13 protein-coding genes and 1 tRNA gene are annotated in these 12321 nt (G+C 60.7%); 10 read left to right on the top strand and 4 right to left on the bottom strand.

The features are described 5' to 3' along the window. Positions 1-19: 19 nt before the first annotated feature. The 6 genes from AC0L25_RS28315 (at position 20) to AC0L25_RS28290 (ending at position 5402) form a co-directional block, all read left to right on the top strand. The gene (locus AC0L25_RS28315; RefSeq protein ID WP_473598496.1) at positions 20-256 is read left to right on the top strand and encodes a restriction endonuclease subunit S domain-containing protein; all 237 of its coding nucleotides are present in this window, start codon (positions 20-22) and stop codon (positions 254-256) included. An 85-nt stretch (positions 257-341) separates the two neighbouring features. Beyond that, entirely contained in the window at positions 342-1268 is a 927-nt protein-coding gene (locus AC0L25_RS28310; RefSeq protein ID WP_473598495.1) for a restriction endonuclease subunit S, read from the top strand. A 40-nt stretch (positions 1269-1308) separates the two neighbouring features. Continuing rightward, positions 1309-1656, top strand: coding sequence for a hypothetical protein (locus tag AC0L25_RS28305; protein WP_473598494.1), 348 nt, complete (start codon positions 1309-1311; stop codon positions 1654-1656). A gap of 293 nt (positions 1657-1949) precedes the next feature. Beyond that, positions 1950-3944, top strand: a complete 1995-nt coding sequence (locus tag AC0L25_RS28300; RefSeq protein ID WP_473598493.1) for a type I restriction endonuclease subunit R — start codon at positions 1950-1952, stop codon at positions 3942-3944. Further along, positions 3880-4773: a hypothetical protein gene (locus tag AC0L25_RS28295; RefSeq protein WP_473598492.1), complete on the top strand. Its 894-nt coding sequence runs from the start codon at positions 3880-3882 to the stop codon at positions 4771-4773. Before AC0L25_RS28300 ends, AC0L25_RS28295 begins: the two co-directional genes overlap by 65 nt. 275 nt (positions 4774-5048) lie before the next feature. Further along, positions 5049-5402: a hypothetical protein gene (locus AC0L25_RS28290; protein WP_473598491.1), complete on the top strand. Its 354-nt coding sequence runs from the start codon at positions 5049-5051 to the stop codon at positions 5400-5402. Between the two features lie 87 nt (positions 5403-5489). Here AC0L25_RS28290 and AC0L25_RS28285 read toward each other — a convergent pair. Both AC0L25_RS28285 and cpdR read right to left on the bottom strand, forming a co-directional pair. After that, positions 5490-5564 (bottom strand) — tRNA-Val (locus AC0L25_RS28285). A gap of 118 nt (positions 5565-5682) precedes the next feature. Continuing rightward, positions 5683-6045: a cell cycle two-component system response regulator CpdR gene (cpdR, locus tag AC0L25_RS28280; protein WP_006199474.1), complete on the bottom strand. Its 363-nt coding sequence runs from the start codon at positions 6043-6045 to the stop codon at positions 5683-5685. 146 nt (positions 6046-6191) lie between these two features. Between cpdR and AC0L25_RS28275 the strand changes: the two genes are divergently transcribed. From AC0L25_RS28275 to AC0L25_RS28265, 3 genes are all read left to right on the top strand, one after another. Then, entirely contained in the window at positions 6192-7148 is a 957-nt protein-coding gene (locus AC0L25_RS28275; RefSeq protein ID WP_287175681.1) for an N-formylglutamate amidohydrolase, read from the top strand. 348 nt (positions 7149-7496) lie between these two features. Further along, entirely contained in the window at positions 7497-8270 is a 774-nt protein-coding gene (gene hisN, locus AC0L25_RS28270) for a histidinol-phosphatase (protein ID WP_473598490.1), read from the top strand. A gap of 97 nt (positions 8271-8367) precedes the next feature. Then, complete coding sequence (locus AC0L25_RS28265; protein WP_473598489.1) at positions 8368-8910, top strand: DUF1579 domain-containing protein; 543 nt, start codon at positions 8368-8370, stop codon at positions 8908-8910. Between the two features lie 94 nt (positions 8911-9004). On the opposite strand, the gene AC0L25_RS28260 is transcribed toward AC0L25_RS28265, so the two are convergent. Further along, on the bottom strand, positions 9005-9979 hold the full coding sequence (locus AC0L25_RS28260) for an alpha/beta fold hydrolase (protein ID WP_473598488.1): 975 nt from the start codon (positions 9977-9979) through the stop codon (positions 9005-9007). Between the two features lie 553 nt (positions 9980-10532). Between AC0L25_RS28260 and AC0L25_RS28255 the strand changes: the two genes are divergently transcribed. Further along, on the top strand, positions 10533-11000 hold the full coding sequence (locus AC0L25_RS28255) for an Hsp20 family protein (protein ID WP_473598487.1): 468 nt from the start codon (positions 10533-10535) through the stop codon (positions 10998-11000). A 73-nt stretch (positions 11001-11073) separates the two neighbouring features. Here the strand turns inward: AC0L25_RS28255 and AC0L25_RS28250 are convergent, their stop codons facing one another. Then, positions 11074-12126: a threonine aldolase family protein gene (locus AC0L25_RS28250; RefSeq protein WP_473598486.1), complete on the bottom strand. Its 1053-nt coding sequence runs from the start codon at positions 12124-12126 to the stop codon at positions 11074-11076. Positions 12127-12321 lie beyond the last annotated feature (195 nt).

Here is a 12321-nt window from a genome sequence, read left to right as displayed (position 1 = left end):
AACGCTGATCGGAAGCCACTTGAGCTATGGCATTCCTGGCGTCCTGCCCATGGGCTGGGAAGTCGGCCAGGCGAAACGGTGGATCACCGTCCAATCGGGCGACATGATCTCGGCCTCCGAGGAAACAGAAGCTGGCTACCCGCTGATAGGCGGGAACGGTCTGCGTGCATACACCAACAAGACCAACGCACGCGCCGACACCCTTGTAATTGGTCGTGTCGGCGCCCGCTGTGGCTGCGTTCACCATGTTTTTTGAAGACTTCTGGGCGTCCGAGCATGCGTATTGAGTAATTGAGAAACGGCCTCTGTCCAAACGGTTCTTTTTCCACCTGTTGTCCGCCTTGGATCTCAACAGGTTTGCGATTAAGACAGCTCAGCCTCTGCTCAACACGGACATCGTTGAAACGCCACTTATTGGGGTACCGCCTCTCCCCGAGCAATTCGCCATCGCCACCTTCCTTGACCGCGAGACGGGCAAGATCGATGCACTGGTGGATGAGCAGAAGCGGCTGATCGAACTGCTCAAGGAGAAACGTCAGGCCGTCATTTCCTATGCGGTCACCAAGGGTCTGAACCCGGACGTGAAGATGAAGTACTCAGGGCTCGAATGGCTTGGGGAGGTGCCAGCGCACTGGACGACGGGCAGACTTAAGCAGGTTGCTCAAGTACGGGGGCGTATTGGGTTCCGGGGCTATGCAGCCGAAGATTTGGTGGATGAGGGAGAGGGCGCGCTGGCGCTCGGAGGGGCAAATCTGCTGAACAATGGTCGCATATCTTTGGACAAGCCCACCTACATCAGCTGGGAAAAATACGATGAATCACCTGAGATCAAGGTGGTCCGTGATGACATTCTCATCGGGCAGCGCGGGACTTGTGGACGGGTCGTATTAGTCGACAGGGAGATCGGCCCAGCAACCATAAATCCTAGCCTCGTGGTCCTCAAAGAGCTTGCCCTCGATCCGCGCTTCGCCAGCTATTGGCTAAACGGAGACGTTGTACAAAAGACTTTCGACTCGTACCTAAGCACGACGGCCGTTCCGATGTTGCCACAGGAGCAGATCGGAAATGTCCCATTGCTCATTCCTTCCCGACCAGAGCAGGAGCAGATTGCTGATCATCTGGATCGGAGTCTGATGCGTTTCCATGGGCTTACCGCTGAGGCAGAACGTACTACTTCCCTGCTTCAGGAGCGCCGCTTAGCCCTTATTTCCGCTGCCGTTACCGGCAAAATCGATGTACGCAACCTTTTCGAGGACGCGGCCCAGTGACTGCGCATAAGGCAATCAGCTTCGATAGCGAGATGGCGGCATGAAAAAGGGTCGCGGTCAGAGGCTACTTGCAAAAGTGCAGCCGCCCAAGTGGATGGAACTGCGGGTCAAATCATTGTCGGACGAGTTAGGCAGTTGCGCGGATGCTGCCAAGCGCCGGGTGCTGCGAGCCGAGCTTTCGAAGTTGCGCCGAACGTTGGAAGGCTTTTCCGTCATGAAGCCACACAGGGACCCCGAAGCTTCGCGAGTGCCATTGCCGAGAACGTATATCGAGGCGCGCCGGGCCAAGATCGAAGAGGGGGCCAGGGTTTCGAAGCGCAACGGGATGCGCCTGCACTTTCTCCAGGGCGGCGCTCCGGGGAGCGGCAGGGGAGGCAAAGGAAAGTGAGCCTTCACAAGGAGATCAGCTTCGAGGCTGAAATCTGCGATCATCTCGCCACCGGTGGCTGGCTATCTGCCGAGGGCGTGGCTGCGGCTTATGATCGGGTCCGTGCGCTATTTCCCGCCGATGTCGTGGCGTGGGTGCAGGCCAGCCAGCCAAACGCCTGGGACACCCTGAGCAAGTCCCATGGCGCTGCGGCTGAGGCGATCCTGCTCGACCGCATCCGCAAGCAGCTCGATGAACGCGGGACGCTCGACGTGATCCGGCACGGCGTCGAGATGATCGGTCTCAGGGCACCGTTGGCGCTCGCCCAGTTCAAGCCTGCACTCGCCATGAATGCCGACATCCTCGCCCGCTATCAGGCCAACCGGCTGCGTGTCGTTCGGCAGGTGCGCTATTCGCTCGCCAATGAGAATGCCATCGATCAGGTGCTGTTTCTGAACGGGCTGCCGGTCGCCACAGTCGAACTCAAGACGGACTTCACACAATCGGTCACCGACGCGGTGGACCAGTATAGGTTTGACCGCCTCCCGAACCCGAAGGGCCAGGCCCCCGAGCCGTTGTTGAGCTTCCCGAACGGCGCCCTGGTTCACTTCGCTGTCAGCAATGCCGAAGTGATGATGACGACAAAGCTTGAGGGTCCGCAGACGCGCTTCCTGCCCTTCAATAAGGGCAATGGCGGCGGCAAGGGAAACCCGCCGAATGCCGAGGGGCACACGACGGCTTACTTGTGGGAGGAAATCTGGCAACGGGACTCGTGGCTGGAAATCCTCGGGCGCTACATGGTGGCCGAGCGGGACACGAAGAAAAAGACCAAGGGCATCATCTTTCCGCGCTTCCACCAGCTCGACGCAACACGCAAGCTTCGCGCCTCGGCACTGGCCGAAGGGGCTGGCGGCAAATACCTTATCCAGCACTCGGCTGGTTCCGGCAAGACCAACTCGATCGCGTGGACCGCGCACTTCCTCGCCGATCTTCACGACGAGAAGCACCAGAAGGTCTTCGACACGGTTCTGGTTGTTTCCGACCGAAACGTCATCGATACGCAGTTGCAGGAAGCGATCTTCAATTTCGAGCGAACCACCGGCGTTGTCGTCACCATTAAAAGCGACAGTGGCGCGAAAAGCGGGCAACTGGCGGAGGCGCTGGCTGGCGGCAAGAAGATCGTCGTTTGCACGATCCAGACCTTCCCCTTTGCCCTCCAGGCCGTTCAGGATCTGGCGGCATCGCAAGGCAAGCGATTCGCGGTCATTGCCGATGAAGCGCACTCGAGCCAGACAGGCGAGGCGGCGGCCAAGCTGAAAGCTGTGCTTTCCTCCGAGGAACTGGCCGATCTCGGCGATGGCGGGGAAATCAGCAGTGAGGACATTCTCGCCGCCCAGATGGCCGCCCGGGCAAGCAACAAGGGCATCACCTATGTTGCCTTCACCGCCACGCCCAAAACCAAGACGCTGGAGCTGTTCGGTCGCCGCCCCTTTCCTGAACAGGCAGCCAGCGAAACAAATCTGCCTGCGGCCTTCCATGTTTACTCTATGAGGCAGGCCATAGAGGAGGGTTTCATCCTTGACGTGCTGCGCAATTACACGCCCTACAGCCTCGCGTTCAAGCTCGCCCACGAGGGCAAGGAGATGGACGACACCGAGGTCGAGCGCAGTGCTGCGGTCAAGTCCCTGATGCGCTGGGTGCGGCTCCACGACTACAACATCAGCCAGAAAGTGCAGGTGGTGGTCGAGCACTACCGGTCACTGGTACAGCCACTGCTCGACGGCAGGGCCAAGGCGATGGTGGTGGTGGGCAGCCGAGTCGAGGCCGTGCGCTGGCAGCTCGCTATCAACAAATACATCAAGGAGAAGGGCTACAAGCTGGGGACGCTGGTGGCGTTCTCGGGCGAGGTCAACGACCAGACAAGCGGACCAGACCCTTTCAGCGAAACCAGTAAGGAGTTGAACCCGGGGTTGAACGGGCGCGACATCCGCGAGGCCTTCAAGCAGCCCGAGTATCATATCCTGCTGGTGGCCAACAAATTCCAGACCGGCTTCGATCAGCCTCTGTTGTGCGGCATGTACGTCGACCGGCGGTTGGCTGGCATTCAGGCGGTGGAAACACTCTCGCGGCTCAACCGTGCCCATCCTGGCAAGGACACGACCTATGTCCTCGACTTCGTCAACTCCAGCGACGACATTTCTCAAGGCTTTCCAGACCTACTACCAGACCGCCTCGCTGGAGAACGTGACCGACCCCAATCTCGTCTTCGACCTGCGGGCCAAGCTGGACGCCCTTGGGCACTACGATGACTTCGAGGTCGAGCGAGTGGTGAAGGTCGAGCTGGACCCGTCATCGAAGCAGGGCGACCTCGTGGCCGCCATCACGCCCGTCGTCGACCGGCTCTTGCGCTCCTACCGGGACGCGCAGGAGCGGCTGAGCATCGCCCGGTCCAAGGATGACACCAAGGCAGCCAAGGATGCTCAGGACACCATGGACGCCCTGGTGTTGTTCCGTGCCGACATGGGCGCATTCGTGCGCCTTTATGCGTTCCTGTCGCAGATATTCGACTATGGCAACACCGCCATCGAACGCCGCCACATCTTCTTCCGTCGCCTCATACCGTTGCTGGAGTTCGGGCGCGAGCGGCAGGAGATCGACGTGTCAGGGCTGGTGCTGACCCACCACAAGCTCGCAGACAAGGGGAAGCGCACGCTGGCATTGGGTGGCTTCGGAGAGCCGTTGCAGCCGATCTATGACGTCGGTTCCGGATCAGTGCAGGAGAAGCAGAAGGCGCTGCTGGCGGAGGTCGTCGCCAAGCTGAACGACCTGTTTCAGGGCGTGGATGACGGCGATCAGGTTCGCTATGTCATGCGCGACATCAAAGACCAGATGCTCAAGTCAGAAACTCTTGAGCAGCAGGCTGTCGACAATTCCAAAGAGCAGTTCGCAAATTCCCCCGACATTCTCAAATGCATCTTGAACGCGATCATGGACGCCGATGAAGCTCATTCGAGCCTGAGCAAACAGGCATTGAACTCTGCAAAGGTACGCGAGGGTCTCAAGGATATTCTGCTGGGCCCCGGGCAGCTCTGGGAGACCTTGAGACAGCAGCGGGAGCAGGAAGACATTTCTATCTAACAGGTTCGACGGGATGGGGAGTGATGGGCAAAGGCGGGTATAATGGGGGCAGTACTATCGTTGGCGGATTTGGGTGGTCCTCATTCGACCCGGCGGCTCCCGGCAGAAAAGTCTCGAAACCAAAAAATCGGCGTGGTGGTGCCACGATCGCCCAGCAGCCAGCGAAAGCCAAACGGCCTCCGAACTTGAATGCCTTGCGGCTCATTTATCTTGACGCAATCATCGACGCCGCGCTCCGATCTCAGACTGCACCGATGCCTCCGAGGAACGCCCGCGTGGAACTGAACGCGGCAACGGAGAAGGCTGGAGGACCGATCGCCTGGGCGAGAGCCCAGCCGGAGTTTGCGGTCGCATTGGAGAAAAGACAGAGGAAGCTCGCGGGGAAAACGGGCCAGCCGGTCAAAGCCGTCGGCGCGATCCGCATAGCTGCGAAAACCGCCGAGAAGCCGGTTTCAAATGCGAAAGTCAAAGCCCGTCAGGCCAACGCAATTTCGACCGAGGCTCTCTGCAAGGAACGCGCGAGATTGGGTATGGCGCTTGCTGATGCTGAAAAGCTGGTCCGCGAATTTAGAGCGTCGATTGCCCAGATTGACCGTCAACTCGCGCTCCGTCGACCGAGTGGGAAATAACCCGGCGGGCATTTCGGCGAAAAAATTTGTTTGGTACTTACATCAGGAGGTGCCGCGTTCCTGATTTTAAGGGGACCGGGGACCGGATGGTGGGCGTGACAGGGATTGAACCTGTGACCCCTGCAATGTCAATGCAGTGCTCTCCCGCTGAGCTACACGCCCATCCGAAGCCGCGCATACACCATTTTTGCCACGGCGCGTCAATAGCAGCAAAAGGGAAAGAAAGGTTCGCCTTGCCGCACCGTCGAAGGCGCCCCGGAAGCCGGCGGCGGAAAACCTGTCAGGCTGCCTGCAGCATCTTTTCGACCTCGTTGACGAGGTCGCGCAGATGGAACGGCTTCGACAGCACCTTGGCGTCTTTCGGCGCCTTGGAATCCGGATTGAGCGCAACGGCGGCGAAGCCGGTGATGAACATGACCTTGAGGTCGGGATCGATCTCGGTGGCGCGGCGGGCGAGTTCTATGCCGTCCATCTCCGGCATGACGATATCGGTCAAGAGCAGCGAGAACGGCTCTTCGCGCAGCCGCTCATAGGCGCTGGCGCCATTGTCGAAATCGCTGACCTGGTAGCCGGCACGCTCCAGCGCCTTGACGAGGAACCGGCGCATGTCGTCGTCGTCTTCCGCCAGCAGAATGCGTGCCATCTTGTCCCGTCCGAATCACCCGCCCGAGACTGCCGTGCGGCAGCCCGTTAACCATCCTGTATATGAGGAGGCGAGGGTAAACATCAAGTGAACGATAAAGGCCCGACCGGCCTTAACAAAGCGGTCCGGACGCCGAAATGCTGGACATGCGGCCGGCGAGGTGGCACCTTTCCAACCATGATGCATTGGTGTTTCCGGATTCGTTCAAATTGAAAACAGCAGCCGAGGATTTTTCGGTCGTTCCCCCCTTCGAAATCCGGTCGGGCGCCGAACAGCGCGTCCCCTTCCTCTTCAACTCACCGCATAGCGGCCGTCACTATCCGGACCGGTTCCTGGCGATGGCAAGGCTGGACCGAAACGCCATCCGCCGCTCCGAAGACTGCTATGTCGACGAATTGTTCGGCGGCGCCGTCGCGCTCGGCGCGCCGATGCTGGCGGCAAACTTCCCGCGCGCCTATCTCGACGTCAACCGGGAGCCGTGGGAACTCGATCCGCGCATGTTCGCCGAACCCGTGCCGTCGTTCTGCAATATCCGCTCGGCGCGCGTAGCCGGCGGGCTTGGCACCGTGCCCAAGCTGGTGGGAGAGGGCCTCGAAATCTATGCCGGGCGCTTGCCGCTGGCGGAAGCCGTCGGGCGCATCGAGGCCGTCTACAAACCTTATCACGAGACGCTGAAACGGCTTTTGACCAGGACCCACGCGCGGTTCGGCTTTGCCGTGCTGATCGATTGCCACTCGATGCCGGCGAGCATCAGGGTCGGCGACAGCGGTGTCAGGCCCGACTTCATCGTCGGCGACCGTTTCGGCATCTCCGCCGCGGCAGCGTTGACCGAGACGGCGATCGGCCTGCTTATCGGCATGGGCTATACCGTCGCCCATAACAAGCCCTACGCCGGAGGCTTCATCACCGAGCACTATGGCCGCCCCGTGCGCCATCTCCATGCGCTGCAGATCGAGGTCAATCGCGGGCTTTACATGAACGAGCGGACGTTCCAGAAATCCGCCGGCTTCGATGCGCTCGCCGACGATCTCGCGCAATTCTCGGCCGACCTTATGGCAATGCCCGACCACAATTTCATCGACCTGCCGCTCGCCGCCGAATGATGCCGAAAATCGGAATCGATGCGGGTCGGGTGACGCGCAATCGGCTGGATACCGCGCCAAAAAAAGACCGCATCGTTTGCACGACACGGTCGAAGTCTAGGGAGGAAACGCCCAAGGAGGGCAGGACAGGAAAAACCTGTCCGAGAACAAATCTATTGTGCGATGCACAAATGTCAAGCCGCCCACAGACGTTTTTAATTCACTATGATGTGGAAACTGGAGTTCGAGGGCGCCAGCGTTGCATTCGAGCAACAGTTGGTCGATGCGCAAAAGCTCCGCACGCCCTTGTTTTGATGGAAATCCACTGGCAGACGATGGTCCCAGCACGCTACAACGCGGGAGAATCAGTTGGACATCAGCATCGATTTCATGCGGCGCATCGCGCGTGCCGCCGCAGCCGAAACCTTGCCGCGCTTCCGCAGCCGAGGCGCGGTCGCCAACAAGGAGCAAGGCAGCTTCGACCCGGTCACCGAGGCCGACCGCGAGGCCGAGCGGGTCATCCGGACGCTTATATCAGCGGAGTATCCCGATCACGGCATCCTCGGCGAGGAGCATGGCAGCGAGAACATTTCCAGCAGGCACGTTTGGGTAATCGATCCGATCGACGGCACGCGCGCCTTCATTTCCGGCCTGCCGGTGTGGGGAACATTGGTCGGGCTGACGGTCGACGGCGATGCCGTTGCCGGCATGATGTCGCAGCCCTTCACCGGCGAGCTTTTCTACGCCAACGCTTCCGGTGCCCATTATGAAGGCCCGGGCGGGCCGCGAAGGCTGACGACACGCAAGACGACAAGCCTCGCCGAGGCGACGCTGTTCACCACCACGCCGGCACTGTTCCAGGGAGGTGCGCGTCTGCGCTACGACCTGTTCGAGCAGCAGGTCCAGCTCGCCCGCTACGGCACCGACTGCTATGCCTTCGCCATGGTCGCGGCGGGAAGCGTCGACATCGTCGCCGACCCCGGTTTGAAACCCTACGATATCGTCGCGCTGATCCCGATCATCGAGAAAGCCGGCGGCGTCGTCACCACCTTCGAAGGCGGACCGGCGGAAAGGGGCGGCGACATTCTGGCAGCGGCAACGCCGGAGCTCCACGCCGCCGCGATGGTGGCGCTGCGTGGCTGAGCGGAAAAAAGCGTTCGGGCGGTGATTTCCCGACCCTCCTGACAGCAGGATGTCTGCAGCTCTCTGCTATGCAGATAATGTCACGGGAGGGATTCACATGCCGACGCAGTCAACAGCCAGCCATTCCGACGATGCTCCGGCAGAAAATGCTCCGGCAGAAAATGCTCCAGGAGATGGCCGGGCCGATTTCGATCTCTTCTTCGGACGCTGGAACGTCAGCCATCGAAGGTTGCAGAAGCGCCTGCAAGGCGACACGAACTGGGACGTGTTTGGCGGGACATGCGATGTGCGCCCGATCCTTGGCGGCCTCGGCAATGTCGACGACAATGTGATTGAATTGCCTGGCGACGCCTATCGCGCCGCCACGCTGCGGACGTTCAATCCGACGACGAGGCAATGGTCGATCTGGTGGATCGACGGCCGCAACCCGGCGACCATCGATGTTCCGATGCGCGGCACCTTCGAAGCAGGCGTCGGCACGTTCCTGTGCGAAGACGTCTTCGAAGGACGCAATATCCAGGTTCGCTTCCTGTGGTCGCGGATCACTGAAAAATCGGCGCGCTGGGAGCAGGCTTTTTCACCGGATGGCGGCAAGACCTGGGAAACCAACTGGATCATGGATTTCGCCCGGCAAGTATAGGCCGTCGATCGCGTTGGCAGGCATTTTTTCAAGCCGAGTCATTGGACTTCAACGGTCTGGAGCGCTCGTTGCGCGGCCGGAGGGAGTGCGGCATTCAGGCCGTGTCGTCGCTTCCCGGAATGAAGGCATCGAAGGCGGCAAAGAACTGCTCGCGATAAAAGTCGGCTTCCTGCAATATTTCATGGCGTGCGCCATCGATCACCAGCAGCGAACCGAGGCGCAGACGTCTGGTGTAGGTTTCCACCGCCTTGGTCGAGACGACCTGGTCGGCGCCGGCCGCGATCACCAGCAAGGGTACCTGGATCCTGGCCATGAAGTCGGGATCGCAGATGGCCTCGGACGCCTCCACCGCCGCTTTCAGCCAGCGTATCGTCGGGCCGCCGAGTGCCAGTTGCGGGTAGGTTTCGTAGATCAGCGTGTTGCGCCGATACCGCTCCGGATCCGATGTCACCATGTTGGCGGCAAAGGGTACGGTTCTTCTGGGCCGCGGACCCCAGGCGGCATAAAGCTTGCCAAGCCCCAGCAGACAGAACAGTGAGCAGACGCGGCGAATGGTGGTTGTCGAGACCGGCAGGTCAGGCACGGCCAGGAATGGCGCGATCAGCACCATGCGCCGTACGCGGTTCACCATCGACGGCGCAGCAAGCAGCGTAATCACCGCCCCGGCCGAATGGGCCAAGATATAATACGGCCCCCGGCAGTCGGGCAGCACGATTTCCTCGAAGAACTGTTCCAGGTCGCCGGTGTAGTCCAAGAAGCTCCGGACATAGCCGCGCTCGCGGTCACTGATCAGCCGGTCGGAACCGCCCTGGCCGCGCCAGTCGAGGGTGGCGACGCCGAAGCCGCGATCGGCGAGGTTGCGGATGGTCTCGAAATATTTTTCGATGCACTCGTTGCGGCCGGTCAAGACGACCACGGTGCCCTTCATTGGGCGGGCAACGGCGGAAAAGAGCCCATAACGGATCTTCTTGCGGTCGCGCGTGGTGAAGAAGCCACCGGCCGCATTTTCCGGTGGCGGATTGCCCGGAATTTCGCGGAAAAGGGGAATTTCGTCGAAGAGGTCCGTCATTCGGCGCTGCGTTTGTGTGTCGCTGCCTGCACGGCGCAAGCTTTGGTAGGCATAGACGCCCCATGCAGCAAAAGCAAAGGGCAGCAAAAGCAAAGGAATTCCGGACGCGTGGGAAAGGCTGAACGAGGCCAGCGAGTGAGGCCGAAAGCAGCTTGCGGCATGCTTCCGGCCTCCGTCGATCCGGGAGGAAGGGACGTTACACCCGGTCGGCCCCGTTGCGGCATCTCGCGCGTGACTCCGAAAATCGGACCGATTTTCGCTGTGAATCATGCGCAATCAAAGTGTCACAGCGTCCTTTGCGTGCCCGAGAGACGCGCGACACCGTAACCGCCGCCTGTTCCTTGATCCTGGAAGCAGTCTAGCTCTGCTTAGCTGAACGCCCGCCGAAGCCGCGGTTCATCTGCCGTTCATCGAGAAATCTTGAAATGCTTTCACGTGTTCCCCAAATGTCTGTTGCGGCCGCCAATGTCGGGGCCGCTGGCCTATCCGGAACGCCGTCACGGGTTTCGCACCGGCCATACGCAAACCTTGTTGCTCAACAGGAGAACACACTATGCGTCACGTTGATTTTTCCCCGCTCTACCGTTCGACCGTCGGTTTCGACCGGCTGTTCACCATGCTCGATTCGCTTGCGCAGCCCGAAGGCGTGCAGACCTATCCGCCCTACAACATCGAGCGCACCGGCGAGGATTCCTATCGCATCTCGATGGCGGTCGCCGGCTTCTCGGACGACGAGCTCTCGATCGAAGCACACCGCAACGTTCTGACAGTCAAGGGTGAGCGCAAGGAAGACGGCAATGGCGAAGGCTCCGAACTGCTCTATCGCGGTATCGCCAGCAGGGCCTTTGAGCGCCGCTTCCAGCTTGCCGACCATGTTGAAGTCGTCGGCGCCTCGCTGAAGAACGGCCTGCTCTTTGTCGATCTCAAGCGCAATATTCCCGAGGAGCTGAAGCCCCGCAAAATCGCGATCACCGCGTCTTCGGCGAAGGCAAAGCAGATCGAGGCCAAGACCGCCGCGTAAGCTGCGTCACCAAGACGACCTCAGGGACGAAGGGCGGCGCTTCGCGTCGCCCTTTTTGATGGATAAGGTGCCGCTATCCACCAAGGAGCTGGCCAAAGCGGTCGACCTCTTCGGCCGTGGTCGCAAAGCTGGTGACGAAACGGTAGAGCGCCTCGTCCTCGCCGATATGGCCGTCGAAGCCATGCGGCTTGTGCCAGTCGTAGAAGGCGGCACCGGCCATTTGCACCCTTTCAGCCTCGGCCTTTTTCATCACCGCGAACACTTCGTTCGCTTGCGGCAGCCAGGCCAGACGCGCCGACGGGGAATCCTCGATCACTGCCGCAAGGCGCGCTGCCTTGGCGTTGGCATGTCGGGCCGTGTCGAGCCACAGACCGTCCTTGAAATAGGCTTCGAACTGCGCAGCGACGAAGCGCGATTTCGAGAACAATTGCGCCGCGCGCTTGCGCAGGAAGGCCAGTTCCCTGGCCCGGTCGAGATCGAACAGCACGATAGCCTCGGCGCACCAGCAGCCGTTCTTGGTGCCGCCGAAAGAGAGGATGTCGATGCCGCGCTTCCAGGTCATCTCCGCCGGCGTTGTGTCGAGCGCGACCAGCGCATTGGCGAAGCGGGCGCCATCCATGTGCAGCGGCAGTTTGTGATGCTTGGTGATCGCCGCAATCCGGGCAATTTCGTTCAGTGTGTAGATGGTGCCGACCTCGGTCGACTGGGTGATCGACACCGCCATGGGGCGCCCGGAATGGACGATTTCAGGCGCAAACCGGCCCACCGCCCTGTCCAGGTTGTCCGGATCGATCTTGCCCAGCGCACCGTCGACAGCATAGAGCCGTGAGCCGCCGGTAAAGTATTCCGGCGCGCCGCATTCATCCTCAATGACATGCGATTCTCGATGGCAGAAGGAAATGCCGCCTGATTTGTTATAGGCGGTCAGCGACAGCGAATTGGCAGCGGTGCCGGTCGCCACGAAAAACACCGCAACCTCGCGCTCGAAAATTTCGTTGAAGCGCTGGTAGACGGACTGGTCGAGGGCGCCGTCGCCATAGGCGGTGGAAAAGCCGCCGGCGTGGGTCGACAGACCCGCGGCGATGCTGGGATGGGCGCCGGCCCAATTGTCGGAAGCGAAATTCATGCGTTTGCCTGTGCTGGGAAAATCGACGCGACCTTGACCGCTTTCGCCTGCCGCTCGCAAGTGCCAAGCGGCGGAAATGCGATAAAGCCACGGGGCTGGGATGCAGCGGACGACCGAAGGTGTCGGTAGCTTTTCAAGTTGTCCGGTTTTGGTAGCACGTCACATGTCCGCTTCTGTTTCTGTCCGGTGGGCCGC

This window comes from Mesorhizobium sp. WSM4813, assembly GCF_055811555.1.
This window is presented reverse-complemented; position numbering and strand designations above follow the sequence as displayed.